We start from the raw sequence: 16,819 nt of genomic DNA on the forward strand, positions 1-16,819 counted from the left end.
AGTCAAACCAAATGCAACGCCGTCAACAACATGTCGATCGCCTTGATGCCCACGAACGGCACCAGAATCCCGCCCAGCCCATAGATCAGCAGATTGCGCCGCAGCAACGCCGCCGCGCTCACCGCTTGCACCCGCACGCCGCGTAGCGCCAACGGAATCAGCACCACAATGATCAAGGCGTTGAACACGATCGCCGACAGAATCGCGCTCTGCGGACTGCTCAGGTGCATGACGTTGAGTACACCCAATTGCGGATAGATCGAGGCGAACAGCGCCGGCAGGATCGCGAAGTATTTGGCTACGTCGTTGGCGATGGAAAAGGTCGTCAGCGCTCCGCGGGTCACCAGCAATTCCTTGCCGATCTGCACCACGTCCAACAGCTTGGTCGGATCGCTGTCGAGGTCGACCATGTTCGCCGCCTCCCGCGCCGCTTGCGTGCCGTCGTTCATTGCCATGCCCACGTCCGCCTGGGCCAGGGCCGGGGCGTCGTTGGCGCCGTCGCCGCACATGGCGACCAGGCGCCCGTCGTTCTGCTCGTGACGAATGCGCGCCAGTTTTTTCTCCGGTGTGGCTTCGGCCAGCACGTCATCCACGCCTGCTTCGGCAGCAATCGCAGCAGCGGTCAGCGGGTTGTCGCCAGTCACCATGACCGTACGAATCCCCAGCTTGCGCAGTTCGGCGAAACGCTCGCGGATGCCAGGCTTGACCACGTCCTTGAGGTGGATCACACCGAGTAACTTGCCGTCGGCGCAGACCAGCAACGGCGTGCCGCCACTCTGAGCGATCTTGTCGATTTCCCGGGACAGAGGCGCTGCCAGATCGGCGCGTTTCAGGCCGACGAAGGTCAGCAGCGAATCCACCGCGCCTTTGCGATAGACCCGGCCCTGATAGTCGACACCGGACAGGCGGGTTTCAGCACTGAACGGCACGGCGGTCAGCACCTCGGCGGACGGCTCGGGTTGTGGGTGAAGACCGCGCAAGTACTCGACAATGGATTTGCCTTCAGCCGTGTCATCGGCCAGGGAGGCGAACAACGCGCCTTCTGCCAGCTCTTTGGCGGTGACGCCTGGCGCGGCATAGACCGCGGAGCAGCGACGGTTGCCGAAGGTGATGGTGCCGGTCTTGTCCAGCAGCAGAACGTGCACGTCCCCCGCTGCTTCCACGGCACGACCTGATTTGGCGATCACGTTCAGGCGCACCAGACGGTCCATCCCGGCGATACCTATGGCCGACAACAAGCCACCAATGGTGGTCGGAATCAGCGTGACCAATAACGCCACCAGAAACACCAGCGGCAGGCTGCCATTGGCGAAGTGGGCGAACGGTTGCAGGGTCACCACCACCAGCAGGAAGATCAGGGTCAGGCCGATCAGCAGGATATCCAGCGCCACTTCGTTCGGGGTTTTCTGGCGTTTGGCGCCTTCGACCAGCGCGATCATGCGGTCGAGGGTCGACTCGCCGGGGTTGGCGGTGATGCGCACCAGCAGCCAGTCGGACACCAGTCGAGTGTTGCCGGTGACGGCCGAGCGGTCGCCGCCGGACTCGCGAATCACGGGCGCCGATTCACCGGTAATCGCCGCTTCGTTGACCGCCGCGATACCTTCAATCACCTCGCCGTCACCGGGAATCATCTCCCCCGCTTCGACGCGCACCACATCGTTCTTGCGCAGGCTGCTGGCGGGCACCACTTGAAAACTGCCATTGGCAGTTTTGCGACGGGCACTCAAGCCTTCGCTGCCGGCCTTGAGGCTGTCGGCACGGGCCTTGCCGCGACCTTCGGCCAGCGCTTCGGCGAAGTTGGCGAACAACACGGTGAACCACAGCCACAACGCGATTTGCGCGGCGACGAAAGTCGGCACGGCGTTGTCGGGAATGAAGCACAGCACAGTGGTCAGAATCGCGGTCAGTTCCACCACCAGCATCACCGGCGCACGCTGCAATTGCCGTGGGTCGAGCTTGACGAAGGCTTGCACCAGCGCCGGGCGCCAGAGGGCCGAAATCGCGGTTTTCGGTTGTTCCGGCGCCTTGACGACGGCGGCTTTAGTTGCGGGCATATTCATCATTGATTCCTCAGAAGCCCATGCTCAAGTGTTCAGCAATCGGGCCCAGCGCCAGGGTTGGCAGAAAGGTCAAACCACCCACCAGCAAAATGGTCACGGTCAACAAGGTCACAAACAGCGGGCCGTGAGTCGGGAAGCTGTTCTGGCCGATCGGCGCGGTTTTCTTCATCGCCAGGCTGCCGGCCAGGGCCAGTACCGGGAGGATGTAACCGAAGCGCCCAATCAACATGCCGAAGCCCAGCATCAGGTTGTGGAACGCGGTGTTCGCCCCAAATCCAGCAAACGCCGAACCATTGTTGGCACTGGCTGAGGTGTAGGCATAAAGCAACTGGCTGAAACCGTGAGCGCCGGGGTTACTCACCGCCGCGACCGGGCCTGGCAGGCTGGCGGCAATCGCACCCAGCACCAGCACGCCCACCGGCATCACCAGCAAGGTCACCACCAGCAATTGGACTTCCCGGGCTTGCAGTTTCTTGCCGAGGTATTCCGGAGTGCGGCCGATCATCAACCCGGCAAGGAACACCGCGATCAGCACGTTGAGCAACATGCCGTAGAGCCCGGCACCGACGCCGCCGAATATCACTTCGCCGACCATCATGTTGATCATCGCGACCATCCCGCTCAGCGGGTTGAGGCTGTCGTGCATGCCGTTGACCGAACCGTTCGACGCCGCAGTAGTAGTCACCGACCACAGCACGGTGGCGGTGGTGCCGAAGCGCGCTTCCTTGCCTTCCAGCGGTGCGGTCTGTTCCACGGCGACGTTGGCCAGGGTCGGATTGGGTTGGTATTCAGCCCACAGCGACGTCGCGCCGCCGATCAAAAACAGCGCCAGCATGCAGGCGATGATCGCGCGGCTCTGACGCAGGTCTTTCACGTAATGGCCAAAGGTGAACACCAGCGCCACCGGGATCAGAATGATCGAGGAGACTTCGAACAGGTTGCTCCAGGCCGTCGGGTTCTCGAACGGATGCGCCGAGTTGACGCCGAAGAAGCCACCGCCGTTGGTGCCCAGTTGCTTGATCGCAATCTGGCTGGCGGCCGGGCCGAGCGGAATCACCTGATCGATGCCTTGCATGGTCACGGCGTTCACGTAGTGGGCGAAGGTTTGTGGCACGCCCTGCCAGACCAGAAACAGCGCCAGCAACAGGCACAACGGCAACAGGCCGTAGAGGGTGGCGCGGGTCATGTCGACCCAGAAGTTGCCCAGGGTTTTGGTGGATTTGCGACCGATGCCGCGACACAGCGCAACCAACACAGCGAGACCAGTGGCGGCGCTGACGAAGTTCTGCACGGTGAGGCCGACCATCTGACTCAGGTAGCTGAGGGTCGCTTCGCCGCTGTAGGACTGCCAGTTGGTGTTGGTCATGAAGCTGACGGCGGTGTTGAACGCTTGCGTCCATTCCTGACCCGGCAGGTTTTGGGGGTTCAGCGGCAAGTGATCCTGAAACAGCAGGATCGCAAACAGCAGCAAAAAACCCGTGAGGTTGAAGGCGAGCAAGGCCAGGGCATATTTCTGCCAGCTCTGTTCGGCCTGCGGATCGACGCCAGCCACCCGATAGCAACCACGCTCCACTGGCCCGAGAATCGGCGAAAGCCAAGTGCGCTGCCCTTCCATCACCTTGTAGTAGAAGCGCCCCAGAAACGGTGCCGGGATCAGCACCACGGCGAAGAAGGCGAGGATCAGCCAATAGTCATAACTGTGCATAGCCGCTCCTAGTTCCGGTCCGCGCGCAACAGCGCAACCAACAGATAAATGAACAGCCCCACTGCCAATAGCAGTGACACTCCGTCCAGAACGCTCATGGAAGTTCTCCGTGTTACGGCGTATTGCCGCGTGTGGAGGGATTGTCGGCAGGGAGGCTGTAAAGGCGCGAGATCGAGGGGTGGGGCGGAGAATAAAGAATGCGTAAAGAGTGGGTTTATGGCTTTGTTACAGCGGTGCCCAGCCGGGCCTCATCGCGGGCAAGCCCGCTCCCACAGGTTTTTGCGATTTCCGGGCATACGCATTCCATTGTGGGAGCGGGCTTGCCCGCGATGGCGGCAGAACAAGCGCCAACGCCCTCAACTGGCGCACAAAATACGGGGCTTACGGTGGCAAACATCCCCGATACGACGTCATTTTGCGCTTTACGACCGCCATCACAACACTGGCACGCCCGCTGCACATGCCCTCCCCTTGAGCTTTCCAAACCGTTCAGAGGGCAACACATGAACACACAACTCAAACCCACGCTGGGCACGCTGCACCTGTGGGGTATCGCGGTCGGGCTGGTGATTTCCGGTGAGTACTTCGGCTGGAGTTATGGCTGGGGCGTGGCCGGTACGCTGGGGTTTCTGGTGACCTCATTCATGGTCGCCACGATGTACACCTGCTTCATCTTCAGTTTCACCGAACTGACCACCGCCATTCCCCATGCCGGCGGTCCCTTTGCCTACAGCCGCCGGGCCTTTGGTGAAAAAGGTGGATTGATCGCCGGGCTCGCGACCCTGATTGAATTCGTCTTCGCCCCACCGGCGATTGCCCTGGCCATCGGTGCCTACCTGAACGTGCAGTTTCCGGCCCTCGACCCGAAACACGCGGCGGTCGGTGCCTACATTGTGTTCATGGGCTTGAACATCCTCGGCGTGAAACTCGCCGCGACTTTCGAACTGGTGGTCTGCGTATTGGCGGTCGCCGAACTGCTGGTGTTCATGGGCGTGGTCGCCCCGGCGTTCAGCTTCAGCAACTTCGCCCTCAACGGCTGGGCGGGTTCTGATGTGTTCGGTGCGCCGGCGATTGCCGGCATGTTCGCAGCCATTCCATTTGCCATCTGGTTCTTCCTGGCCATCGAAGGTGCAGCCATGGCCGCTGAAGAAGCCAAGGACCCGAAACGCACGATTCCCAAAGCCTACATCAGCGGCATCCTGACCCTGGTGCTGCTGGCCATGGGCGTGATGTTCTTTGCCGGCGGCGTCGGCGACTGGCGTACCCTGTCGAACATCAACGATCCGCTGCCGCAAGCCATGAAAGCCGTGGTTGGCGAAAGCTCCGGCTGGTTGCACATGCTGGTATGGATCGGCCTGTTCGGTCTGGTGGCGAGTTTCCACGGGATCATCCTCGGCTACTCGCGGCAGTTCTTCGCCCTCGCCCGAGCCGGTTACCTGCCAGCATCCCTGGCCAAACTGTCGCGCTTCCAGACCCCGCACCGGGCGATCATCGCCGGTGGCGTGATCGGCATCGCGGCAATCTACAGCGACGGCTTGATTAACCTTGGTGGCATGACGCTTACAGCAGCGATGATCACCATGGCGGTATTCGGCGCAATCGTGATGTACATCATGAGCATGCTCAGCCTGTTCAAACTGCGCAAAACCGAACCGAACCTGGAACGCACTTTCAGCGCGCCTTGCTACCCGTTGGTGCCATTCATTGCCTTGGTGCTGGCAGTGGTTTGCCTGGTGGCGATGGCCTGGTTCAACACCTTGATCGGGTTGATCTTCCTTGGCTTTATGGCGGTGGGTTTCGTGTACTTCATGCTGACGGCGCAACTGCGTGCCGATGCGCCGGCGGATGCGATGTTGACCGGGCTTTAAACAGCCGCAGTGTTGCTGTCAGATCAGGCATAGAATGGAACCACTGCGAAATTCCATCGCTCAAAAGTGGTATGCAGGATCGGTTGGCGAAACCCGCCCACCGACCTGCCCTCAAGGAGAATCCTATGCCCTGGTATGCCTGGTTGATTCTGATCGTTGCCATCGGCTCGATCGTTGGCGGTTTGATGATGCTGCGTGACACCGCCAACAAGGTCGAATTGACTGAAGAGCAACGCAAACGCGTCGCCGAACGTAATGCGGAAGCGGATGCCAAGGATGCGCAGGACCGCTAAAACAAAAACCCTGTCATTCTCATTGAATGACAGGGTTTTGCGTTTCTACTTTTCCCAATCCGCCTTGGCAATGTGCAAGCCATGCAGCCCTTTGTAAGCCGCACGCTCCGGCTGGCTCCAGCCCTCAAGCAACGAATCCTCCAACCGAAAAATCTCCACCCCCAACGGGCGACACACACTCAGCGGATCCTGCGCATCCGGCCCCCACATGGCCAGCGACAGATCGCCACCCGGGCAAGTCGACAGCGCGCACAACAAATCAATCTCGGCAAAGAACTCCAGGTAATCGCCCTTCTGTGCCGGACAGGCTTTCATGAAGTACATGTCGTCGTGGTTCAGGCCGGTGCACTGGAAAATGTTCAGCACATCATGCACGTCAAACTCGGTCAGGCCATGGGGTAACACTGCGCGAGTCAAATTCGAGTGACAGTGATGATGGAAGTCCTCGCCCGTGAGCATTTTGTTCACATACGGATCGCAGCGCGTCCCCAGCAAGTCGTGCAAACGCCCGCCATGTTCGTCGATGCCGTAGCCGGCCAGGCTATCGTCGGTGATGGTCACCAGCGGTCGTAAGAAAGGCAGGTTCGACCAGAGCCGGTCATGGGTGCTGACATGCGCCCCTTGCAACTGCCGGGTCCGCGCCGCCCACAAACGTTCGCGCGGGTCGTGGGCATTCCAGACATTGAAATCCCCGACTTGCGGACCGACAGGGGTCGTGACCCTGAACACATGCCCGGCCGGCACATTCCAGGCGCGGCCGGTGCGGATCGGCACCTCGAACTGTTCGATCAGCGTACGCCCCTCTTTCTTGTCCCGGACTCTCTCGTAAAAAGCCGTGTCTACCTGCAAGGCCGAGCCTTTGCTGACTTGATAGGCCGCCGGATAGTCTTTGTACATGGCACAAATCCTCGATCAGTGATGGGAAGAAGGAGCAAGCATCTGCAACAGGAGGTGTTCGGAGTCATCGAGATAAAGGCTCATGGCATCTCCGGCCGCGCGTTTGTCGCCGTCGGCCAACAAATCATGTATCTGTCGGTCACGCGCCAGCCAGGGCGCCTGAAAAAGAGATTCATCGGGAGCGGTGCAAAACACCAGGCGCAGCTGCGCGACGACGCTGGTGAAGAACTCATCGAACAACGGGCTGCGCAGCAATCCGACGATGTGTTGATGAAATGCCAGGCTGTGGGTGCCGACCGCGCGCCAGTCCTCGCGCTCCCGGGCCAGCTCGGTGGCCTCCAGGGCTTCGAGCATCCGGTCGGACTGATATTCACGCAATGGCTGACTGGCGCTGATGGCTTGCAGTTCCAGAGTGCGACGGACCTTGAACAGATCGCGCACATCATCGCTCCCCAGCCGACGCACCATCACACCTTTGTTGCGGACATAACGGGTCAGCCCTTCCTGCCCCAGACGATGCAACGCCTCGCGAATCGTGTTTCGCGAGGCGTTGTAAGCCGACACCAGATCGTTTTCCACCAACGCCATGCCGGGCAGCAAACGACCGCCGATGATGTCAGCGCGTAACTCCAATGTGATGTGGTCGGCCAGGGACAATCCGCTGTTCATACTCAATGCCTCGTGATTGTTCAACAATCGTCAGCGAATGAGTAATCACTATTCGTGCCATCACCTGTCGTGAATTAACCCTCCCAGTATTTGAACAACACGCTGGCGTTCACGCCGCCAAATCCGAAGCCGTTGGACATCGCGTAATCGATATTCATGGGACGCGCCTGACCGTGAACGATGTCCACGCCTTGAGCGGCTGGATCCGGGTTATCGAAGTTGAGCGTGGCCGGTACCACCTGATCGCGGAGTGCCAACAGCGTAAAGATCGCCTCGATCCCGCCTGCGGCGCCGAGCAAATGCCCGGTCGCGGACTTGGTCGACGTTACCGCTATCTTGTTGTCCGAGCCGAACAACGACTTGATGGCCGCCAATTCCCCAAGATCGCCAACCGGTGTTGAAGTCGCATGAGCATTGAGATGCTGCACCTGCGCCGGCGAAATGCCCGCCTGAGCCAACGCCAGCGACATCGCCCGACGCGCACCGCTGCCATCTTCAGGCCCCGCGGTCAGGTGATAGGCATCGGCACTGGTGCCGTAACCGACCAGCTCGGCCAACGGTTGAGCACCGCGTGCCAGAGCATGTTCCAGGGATTCGATCACCAGAAGGCCCGAGCCCTCACCCATCACAAAGCCATCGCGACCACTGTCAAACGGTCGCGAGGCGCGCTCCGGGGTATCGTTGTAACCGCTGGACAAGGCCCGAGCTGCCGCGAACCCGGCGAGACTGACACGATCAATCGCCGCCTCCGCACCGCCGCACACGGCAATGTCCGCCTCGCCACATCGAATCAACCGCGCCGCGTCACCAATCGCCTGAACTCCGGCCGCGCACGCCGTTACCGGAGCCCCCAAAGGCCCCTTGAAACCGTGCTGGATCGACACGTGGCCCGCCGCGAGGTTGACCAGAAACGAAGGAATGGTGAACGGCGACAAACGGCGCGGGCCACGGCTGTCGGTGGTGCGCACCGCGTCGGCAATCGCGCCGAAACCACCCACGCCCGAGCCAATAATGGTGGCAGTGCGTTCCTGGGCGTTGGCGTCCTGCGGTTGCCAACCGGCCTGCTCCACTGCCTGACGCGCCGCCTCCATGGCAAACATAATGAAGCGGTCCATCTTCTTCTGCTCTTTGGGTGACGTCGCCCGATCCGGGTCAAAACCCGCCTCGGGATCTTCCGCCAGCGTCTGCACCGCGCCACCGACCTTGGCCGGCAGATCGGCCACCACTTCGTCCGGCAACGCCCGCAACCCAGAGCGCCCGGCCAACAGACGCGCCCAAACCGCTTCGACACCACTACCCAACGGCGACACCAGGCCCATGCCCGTGACCACTACTCGACGATTACTCATAATGCAAATACCTCAAGCCGATTTATGGTGCCTCACTTGTAACGCGTGGCGGCCGTGCTTCTGGACAGATTCGGCGCCATCGCATGACGCGCCGCCATGAAGGCTTCCCACTCGGAAGCATTCGGTAACGAAGGAATGGTGATCAACTCACCCTGATCCAGCCCCGACAACGCCGCGTCGACCATCTCCTCCGCCTCCATGACCATCTCCGCCGGAATCTGGGTCGCATCGATACCGGAACGCTCCCAGATCTCAGTGCGTGTTACGCCTGGCAACACCGCTTGCACCTGGACCCCGGTGCCCTCCAGTTCGGCGTTCAACGACTGAGTCAGGCTCAACACATAAGCCTTGCTCGCGCTGTACGTCGCGTTGAACCGCTCCGGAAACAACGCCACCACGGATGCAATGTTAATGATCGTCCCGCGACCGGCCTTGGAAAACCCGGCCGCCGCTGCCGAGGCCAGCCGCGTCACCGTGGTGACGTTCAGCTGAATCAACCGCTCCAGCTGCTCCATATCAGCATTAGCGAGCAAACCATCCGCCGCGACACCGGCGTTGTTCAGCAACAGGCTGATACTCGAATCGCTGCGCAGACGCTGCTCAAGCTTCAATACATCATCCTTTTGCGTCAGATCTGCCTTCAGAACTTCCACTTGGACGCCATGCGCAGCGCGCAACTTGCTCGCTGCAGTCTCCAGCCGTGCCTGATCACGGGCCACCAGCAATAAATCAAAACCACGAGCCGCCAACCGCTGCGCGTAAAACGCACCAATACCGGAAGATGCGCCGGTAACGAGGGCTGTACCTTGGGTCGGGACAGAATTCATGACAATGCTCCTGGAGGATGCTTGAGGGAAGGCGAAGCGCATGAATGTCAGAGCGCTTCAGCGAATGATGAATTTATTATAGGCATAATTTAAACGCCATATGATAGCCATAATTTTTTGTCTTCCGATGAAAGGCGCCAGATCACCCCTATAGCAATATGCAAAAAGGCCGGTCAATGACCGGCCTCTTGGTGTGGATTTACAAGCTTAGTTCACTTCCAGCTTCTCGCGATTCTTGTCCAGAATGGCTTTGCCGATCCCTTTCACTTCCAGCAATTCGTCAACGGACGAAAACGGCCCATTACTCTCACGATACGCAACAATCGCCTTGGCCTTCGCTTCACCAATCCCGGCCAACTCGCGCTGCAGAGTCGTCGCATCGGCCCCATTGAGATCGACCTTACCGGTTTGAGCCGTGGCAGCAACGTCCAGCATCAAGGGTGCCTTGGCAGCCTCTGGCACAGCAGTCGGCGCAGCAATGGCCGCAATAGAGGCGCTGGTGAGCAGGGCAAAAACCAGAGAGTAGAAATAGCCTGTACGCATAAATGAAGCTCCATGACATCGATTGAGAAAGCAGCTTTTCCGAAGCTGCCCCCTAAACTTAGGCGATGTGATGGAGCTGTCAAAAATGTGTTAGTTACAGGATGTGAAACAATCAGGGCTCGAGACGACGTTGCTGGTGGATCCAGTCGACGATCTCTCCGTCAGGGGTGTAACCGCTGACCGTTTCGCGCAGGAGCTGACGCACGCGGGAGTAATCGTCCTCCTCGACAGCCAACAACAGTTCGGTCAAACGGCCCTTGAGCACATCCCAAGGCAGATGATCTTCGTTGGCGGACATGATCATCGGATGGGACGTCGCAGCGACGTTATCCCCGATCAGCAACTCTTCGTAAAGCTTCTCGCCCGGACGCAGGCCGGTGAACTCAATGGAAATGTCACCGTGCAGGTTCTTTTCCGAGCGGATGCTCAAACCGGACAGGTGAATCATCTTCTCCGCCAGTTCGATGATCTTCACCGGTTCCCCCATGTCCAGCACGAACACATCACCGCCCTGCCCCATGGAACCGGCCTGGATCACCAGTTGCGCGGCTTCCGGGATGGTCATGAAATAACGGGTGATCTTCGGGTGGGTGACGGTCAGCGGACCACCCGATTTGATCTGGCTGTGGAACAACGGAATCACCGAACCGGACGACCCAAGCACATTGCCAAAACGCACCATGGTGAAACGGGTTTTGTTGACCCGGGATACGTTGGCTTTGTCACCAAACAATACCGGGGCGACTTCACGACTGAGAGCCTGAAGGGTCAACTCCGCCAGACGCTTGGTGCTGCCCATGATGTTGGTCGGACGGACGGCTTTATCGGTGGAGATCAGCACGAAGTTGGCGACACCCGACTGCAACGCAGCCTGAGCGGTGTTCAATGTGCCAATGACATTGTTGAGCACGCCTTCAGCGATATTGTGCTCGACCATCGGCACATGTTTATAAGCGGCCGCGTGATAGACGGTATCCACGCGCCAGGTCTTCATCACATCAAGCAGTTTGTGCGGGTGACGGATGGAACCGAGGATGGGCAGCAACTTGACCGTTACCGACTCACGGCAGGCGCGTTGCTCCAATTCCGACAGGATGCTGTAGAGATTGAATTCACTGTGCTCAAACAGCAGAAGCGTGGTCGGGCCAAGGGAGAAGATCTGACGGCACAGCTCCGAACCGATCGATCCGCCAGCACCAGTGACCATCACGGTCTTGCCTTTGATACAGCGTTCGAGCAAATCGGCCTGGGCTGGCACGGCATCACGGCCCAGCAAGTCAGCGATATCCACTTCCTGAATGTCTTCAACCTTGACCCGACCGCTGGCAAGATCGGTGAAGTTCGGAACACTTCGTACGTGAAGCGGATAGCCTTCCAGCAGATTGAGAATTTCCCTGCGTCGTGCGCGGGTGGATGACGGTAGCGCCAAGAGGATTTCCTGGGCGCCGGTGACGTCGATCATCTGCTGGATGTGTTTTGGTTTGTAGACCTGGAGGCCGGAGATAGAGCGATCGGCGATGTTGGAATCGTCGTCGATGAATGCCACTGGACGCATCACTCGGCCCATGCGCAACGCGGCAACCAACTGATTGCCTGCCACGCCAGCGCCGTAGATGGCGACTTTGGTGAGGCTATCATCGCGGCTTGCGAACGGTACGTGCTGGGAAGCGGTGAACCAGTCGCCCATGAAGTACTGGCGCATGCACAGGCGCAGGCCGCCGATGATGACAAGGCTTAGCCACCAGTAGTTGAAGATGATGGAGCGTGGGACGACAGCTTCGTGGTTGCTGTACCAATAGACAACGAGAGCAAGGATCAGGGATGAGAGACTGACGGCCTTGACGATTGCGATTAGCGCATCATTGCCGAAGTAGCGCATGACCGCGCGATACATGCCAAAGCGTATGAAGAGCGGGATAGCGATTATCGGGGCACAGGCGAAGAGCCAGAAATGGACCCTGAGCGGATTGTACATATCGTCTATGCCGAGGCGCACGATGAAGGCCAGCCATAAAGCAACCCACACCAAAACCACATCGGTAGTGACCTGTACCAGTCTTTTTTGCCTACGAGGCAAACCAAGTAAAACTCTCCGCACTTTATCCATTCACGCATTCGAGCACGTAGCTCCCTCCTTCACACAGTCGTCGATCGGCATTGTAACCTCAATACACCAACGATCAGCCGAATTCTTGTCCGATAGCCGCCCAGTCGCGCTGGTCCGTTTCCAACGTTTCAGCACGAGCATTTTGTTGAAAGCATAGCTACAATTCATCGAATGGCCGAAAGTAAGACGTTCTTGAATTTGCGAATTGAAGACCTTCAGCATGATGCCGATAGCCATGACTGGCCACATTCATTGTGTCTAACGAGGCGGTGAACCAGATCACTTCCAAATCCCTGTGCTCCTGATCCGATATTGGTCAATTTAAAACGAGACAACATGTCCGAAAATCTTATAGCTCACTCGCAAACTGTGAATATCAAGCGCCGCAGCGCTATAAAAAATCAGCGCCCTATTGTGATTTGGCTAACGGGCCTGAGTGGGGCTGGCAAATCATCCATTGCAAATGCTTTGGAGTTGGCACTATGCGACGCAGGCCGCCATACCTATTTGCTTGATGGTGATAATGTTCGGCTTGGACTCTGCCAGGACCTAGGGTTTAGCGACGCAGATCGTGTTGAAAACATACGACGTATTTCAGAAGTAGCTAAACTATTCACTGATGCGGGGCTGATCGTCATCACGGCGTTTATATCTCCATTCATACGCGACCGCGCCTTGGCCCGCGACGTGATTGGCGAAGAGAGCTTTATTGAAGTTTTCATCGATACGCCGCTGAGCGAATGCGAGCGGAGAGACCCTAAAGGCCTTTATAAAAAAGCCCGAGAAGGACTAATAAAGAACTTCACAGGTATCGATTCTAGTTATGAGCCGCCGTTGAGTCCACACATCAGGATTAATACGTTAGAGGACGATCTTGAGGCAGCGGCTCAGCGCATTATCGACTTCATTAATAAGCAGCAGTCGAAATGAAGACGTTAGTCATCATTGGTGCGGGGTTCAGTGGAACAGTCGCCGCCATAGAATTCTTACGTTCTGCCCCACCCGGCGCCAGACTCATAATCATCAACAGATCTGGAACCGTTGCACGCGGCCTGGCTTACGGCACCAGCAGTTCAAAACACCTGCTGAACGTACCCGCTGGCAATATGAGTGCATTGGCGGACAAACCTGACTCTTTCTTACAGTACTGCCAGTCTTTGTTGCCAGATACAACATCAAGTTCTTTCGTATCCAGAAAACTATACGGAAACTATCTGGCATCACTTCTGGACAATACCGAACTCAACGCAAAAGCGAATGTCGCTATCGAGCGGATAACGGCTGAGGTCAAAAGCCTGACCCCTCATGAGCATGGGGCATATATTGAGTTGTGCTCAGGCAAAAAAATATTTGCCGATCAAGTCATCTTAGCATTTGGTCATTTTCCACCGCGTAATCCTGCCGTACTTCAGGACGTACTGGACTCTTCCAGCTACATGGCAAACCCTTGGAACGGTTCGGTCTCTCTCCCCGAGAATCCACACGCGTCAATTTTGTTGATTGGGGGTGGCCTCACTGCTCTCGATGTGATTTCCAGCCTGAGGCAAGTATCCAGTACCGGTCAGATTTATATGCTGTCTCGTCGCGGCCTTCTGCCATTGGCGCACCGAACGACTAAAAGCGCATCGCAAGCGCCAGTTTCATTTCACGATGAACTACTGAATGCAGCCCCCACGGCCCGGAGCTATTTACGCTCAATCAGGGCACAGATTAAGTCCAGCGCAGCATCCGGCATCAACTGGCGAGACATTATCGCGGCCGTACGCCCTATTACATCCAGTCTGTGGATCAGGCTTCCCGAGCATGAGCGAAGCAGGTTTTTACGCCACGTACAACCTTACTGGGACGTCCATCGCCACCGAGTAGCGCCAGAGACTTACACGCATTTCGATGAAGCGCTGAAACATAAAAAAATCGTGCCGATAGCCGGTCGAATCAAGTCCATTGAACTCCACAATGGCAAACCGCTCGTCTCCATCCAGTCACGCGGTAAACAAGACGTCAAGAAAATACCTGTTGATCGCATCATAAACTGCACGGGCCCTAATTCGAACCCAAACTTGATAGAAGAGCCGCTGATCCAACAGCTTATCAGCGACGATCTGATTTCTGTCGATAGCCTGGGCTTGGGGCTATTGGTGGATAACCAGTTGGCGGTCACAAGCAAAGACGGGACCCCTTCCGAGTGGCTGAGTTATGTCGGCCCGATGCTGAAAGCCAACTTCTGGGAAGCAACAGCAGTACCGGAACTACGTCTCTACGCGTCAGCGCTTGCCAGAAAAATATCGAACAAGTTCAAAAACCTGTAAGGTCCATTTGTGAATAGCCCTACAGTCCCTGATGCGGCAGACATCTTGGGCGGCGGGCTGCAACATCACCTCGAAGAATCAGGAACCCATCAGATAATGAAAGCTGTACTTGTACTCGGCGACTCCCATGCCTTGGTTTTCAGCTCTGAACAAATGAAAACCTTGTTTCCTGAGTACTCATTTGAAGTGACGTCCGTTGGCGGCGCCACGGTCTCCGGATTAAAAAATCCAAACGCCGTAACCCAGGCAATGCCGCAATATATGTCGGCACTGGAAACAACCACGGCGAACACTGTGATCGTGATGCTTGGTGAGGTCGATACGGGCTTTGTGATTTGGTACAGGGCTCAAAAGCATGGCAGTTCCGTAGAACAGATGCTTCAACAGGCTCTCGAAAACTACCAAAAGCTCTTGCTGGATGTGGCGAGCAGATTTCACGTCATCTGCGTCAGCACTCCTCTTCCAACCATCCGAGACAACATGGACTGGGGAGAAGTAGCCAATTTGCGAAAAGAAGTGAAAGCGTCACTTTCGGACAGAACATTACTCACCATAAAGTTCAACACACTCATGGAAGCCTTTTGCGTCCGCGAAGGCATAAGCCACCTGAACTACGATAGCTGCTCTATGGATGAAAGCGGCACGCTGAAAGCATCACTTCGCAACCCAGACCCCAATGATCACCATTATGAACCATCTGCCCATGCACTGATGATTGAGCCCCTCCTGAGCCCTGTGCTCAAACAGTACACAAGCCTCAAGCGAACGAGCTTCGACAACCCTGATATGGTGGATGAGCAAACACCTGAAAAGCGCTCCTTCCTTCGTAGGCTATGGGCTTCACTTTTCTGCAGACAATAAAAAATCGCTCAGTGGCGATTTCCGGGGGACATCTCATTGTGCTTCAGTGAAGTCGCTGACCGTGATTGCCAGCAGATGCAATGGCCCTTGGGAGTCCATTCCAACTGCTGGTTTTCAACATTTCAGCAAAAGTGGCGATGTATTGATCTCTACATCACGCACCCGATCAACTGTTTTTCAGGCAATTCTCGAAGCCGGTTTTTCCAGCAACCACATCGAAAATTGCTCCATGCCCTGTTCGAAGCTCACGGTCGGAGCCCACCCCAGAGCGCTTTTTGCACGGTCTATATTTAATACGCTGACCGGCACATCAAAGCCTCGGCCCGACAAGTATTGGCGGTTGGCGACTCGCCCGGTGATCTTTTCGATCGTATCGAGCACTTCATTCAAGCTGTGCCCATGACCTGAACCGATGTTGAATACGTGCTCTTGCCTTGATGGCTCAAGAGCCGCGAGCAGGGCTTGCACGACATCGGCAACATGAATGTAGTCACGAACGACGGAGCCATCACCCCAAATCTCGATCGGTTCATCCCGCAACACTTTACCCAGGAACACGGCTACCGCACCTTGGCTGGCGTGCGTGCGCTGACCTTCACCGAAGGGATTGGCCAAACGCAAAACGGTGTAGTCCAGGCCATGCAGACGATGAAAAAGCGCCAGGTATTTTTCGATCGCCAGTTTCGCAATCCCATAAGAGCACACAGGATCTGTCGGATGCGTTTCGGGGATCGGTACTTGTATAGGATCACCGTAAACGGTGCCACCCGATGAAACGAAAATCACCTTCTTAACGCCCGACTTGAGCGCTAGTGTCAGCAAACGAATCGTTGCGACGAGATTGCTTTCCACATCAAAAACGGGGTCCGCATTTGAAGACTTCGGTAATGTAGTCGATACCAAATGGTAGCAAATATCGCAATCTCGCAACGCTTCGCTTATATCAGCTTCGCTAGTGAAATCGCCTTCATACAACTCGAAACCAGGATGCTTCGCGTGTGAGTCTCCAAGCGCGACAACATTCGGTCGATCGAAACAACGTACGGCATGCCCCTGATCGAGCAATGCGTCGATCAGATGGGTACCGATGAAGCCTCGCCCGCCCAATACCAGCGACCGTACTACTGCGCCAGTCGAGCTGTTCTCGGAATTTTTCAACGTTTTCCTCCAATGCCTCAACGGTGTTATTTGCTACATCGAGATGCCGTGGACAAGGCGCCTCATGGCTGCATTTCCTAGTAAACCGTTGTAAATAAAATTAAACCGTCGTACACGAAAACACCATAACGAGAACCAACATCATGGCGCAAAGACCAGTTTAGAATTAGTGA

General features: G+C 57.1%; 15 protein-coding genes. 5 read left to right on the forward strand and 10 right to left on the reverse strand.

Annotation, left to right across the window (positions count from 1 at the left end; all coding sequences use genetic code 11):
- Positions 1–2: 2 nt before the first annotated feature.
- Genes kdpB through kdpF form a run of 3 tightly spaced genes read right to left on the reverse strand, consistent with a single transcriptional unit; the run spans position 3 to position 3,863 of the window.
- On the reverse strand, positions 3–2,060 hold the full coding sequence (gene kdpB / locus PSH97_RS20055) for a potassium-transporting ATPase subunit KdpB (protein ID WP_305446407.1): 2,058 nt from the start codon (positions 2,058–2,060) through the stop codon (positions 3–5).
- 10 nt (positions 2,061–2,070) lie between these two features.
- Positions 2,071–3,765 carry a potassium-transporting ATPase subunit KdpA gene (gene kdpA / locus PSH97_RS20060; RefSeq protein WP_305446408.1) on the reverse strand — a complete coding sequence of 565 codons (1,695 nt, stop codon included), beginning with the start codon at positions 3,763–3,765 and terminating at the stop codon, positions 2,071–2,073.
- Between the two features lie 8 nt (positions 3,766–3,773).
- Positions 3,774–3,863: a K(+)-transporting ATPase subunit F gene (gene kdpF / locus PSH97_RS20065; protein WP_007899818.1), complete on the reverse strand. Its 90-nt coding sequence runs from the start codon at positions 3,861–3,863 to the stop codon at positions 3,774–3,776.
- A gap of 405 nt (positions 3,864–4,268) precedes the next feature.
- Between kdpF and eat the strand changes: the two genes are divergently transcribed.
- Together eat and PSH97_RS20075 are read left to right on the forward strand one after the other, a co-directional pair.
- Complete coding sequence (gene eat / locus PSH97_RS20070; RefSeq protein ID WP_305446409.1) at positions 4,269–5,633, forward strand: ethanolamine permease; 1,365 nt, start codon at positions 4,269–4,271, stop codon at positions 5,631–5,633.
- 125 nt (positions 5,634–5,758) lie between these two features.
- Positions 5,759–5,926, forward strand: coding sequence for a DUF2897 family protein (locus PSH97_RS20075; RefSeq protein WP_008006000.1), 168 nt, complete (start codon positions 5,759–5,761; stop codon positions 5,924–5,926).
- 45 nt (positions 5,927–5,971) lie between these two features.
- Here the strand turns inward: PSH97_RS20075 and PSH97_RS20080 are convergent, their stop codons facing one another.
- The 6 genes from PSH97_RS20080 to PSH97_RS20105 form a co-directional block, all read right to left on the reverse strand.
- Positions 5,972–6,823: an urea carboxylase-associated family protein gene (locus tag PSH97_RS20080; protein WP_305446410.1), complete on the reverse strand. Its 852-nt coding sequence runs from the start codon at positions 6,821–6,823 to the stop codon at positions 5,972–5,974.
- Positions 6,824–6,838: 15 nt separating this feature from the next.
- Positions 6,839–7,492, reverse strand: coding sequence for a GntR family transcriptional regulator (locus PSH97_RS20085; RefSeq protein ID WP_305446411.1), 654 nt, complete (start codon positions 7,490–7,492; stop codon positions 6,839–6,841).
- A 74-nt stretch (positions 7,493–7,566) separates the two neighbouring features.
- Positions 7,567–8,841 carry a beta-ketoacyl-ACP synthase II gene (fabF, locus tag PSH97_RS20090; RefSeq protein ID WP_305446412.1) on the reverse strand — a complete coding sequence of 425 codons (1,275 nt, stop codon included), beginning with the start codon at positions 8,839–8,841 and terminating at the stop codon, positions 7,567–7,569.
- Between the two features lie 32 nt (positions 8,842–8,873).
- Positions 8,874–9,668 carry an SDR family NAD(P)-dependent oxidoreductase gene (locus tag PSH97_RS20095; RefSeq protein ID WP_305446413.1) on the reverse strand — a complete coding sequence of 265 codons (795 nt, stop codon included), beginning with the start codon at positions 9,666–9,668 and terminating at the stop codon, positions 8,874–8,876.
- A gap of 207 nt (positions 9,669–9,875) precedes the next feature.
- Complete coding sequence (locus PSH97_RS20100; RefSeq protein ID WP_305446414.1) at positions 9,876–10,211, reverse strand: ComEA family DNA-binding protein; 336 nt, start codon at positions 10,209–10,211, stop codon at positions 9,876–9,878.
- Between the two features lie 112 nt (positions 10,212–10,323).
- Complete coding sequence (locus PSH97_RS20105; protein ID WP_305446415.1) at positions 10,324–12,318, reverse strand: polysaccharide biosynthesis protein; 1,995 nt, start codon at positions 12,316–12,318, stop codon at positions 10,324–10,326.
- A gap of 336 nt (positions 12,319–12,654) precedes the next feature.
- Between PSH97_RS20105 and cysC the strand changes: the two genes are divergently transcribed.
- From cysC to PSH97_RS20120, 3 genes are read left to right on the forward strand one after another with little or no spacing between them, the layout of a single operon-like run.
- Positions 12,655–13,248 carry an adenylyl-sulfate kinase gene (cysC, locus tag PSH97_RS20110; RefSeq protein WP_305446416.1) on the forward strand — a complete coding sequence of 198 codons (594 nt, stop codon included), beginning with the start codon at positions 12,655–12,657 and terminating at the stop codon, positions 13,246–13,248.
- Entirely contained in the window at positions 13,245–14,627 is a 1,383-nt protein-coding gene (locus PSH97_RS20115; RefSeq protein WP_305446417.1) for an FAD/NAD(P)-binding protein, read from the forward strand. Before cysC ends, PSH97_RS20115 begins: the two co-directional genes overlap by 4 nt.
- Positions 14,628–14,636: 9 nt before the next feature.
- A complete protein-coding gene (locus PSH97_RS20120; protein WP_305446418.1) occupies positions 14,637–15,488 on the forward strand; it encodes an SGNH/GDSL hydrolase family protein in 852 nt (283 codons plus the stop codon).
- Between the two features lie 177 nt (positions 15,489–15,665).
- Here the strand turns inward: PSH97_RS20120 and PSH97_RS20125 are convergent, their stop codons facing one another.
- Positions 15,666–16,646 (reverse strand): NAD-dependent epimerase/dehydratase family protein, encoded by a 981-nt coding sequence (locus PSH97_RS20125; RefSeq protein ID WP_305446419.1) that lies wholly within the window; start codon positions 16,644–16,646, stop codon positions 15,666–15,668.
- Positions 16,647–16,819: the final 173 nt, after the last annotated feature.

Origin of the sequence: Pseudomonas cucumis (assembly GCF_030687935.1) — a bacterium.
Lineage (GTDB): Bacteria > Pseudomonadota > Gammaproteobacteria > Pseudomonadales > Pseudomonadaceae > Aquipseudomonas > Aquipseudomonas cucumis.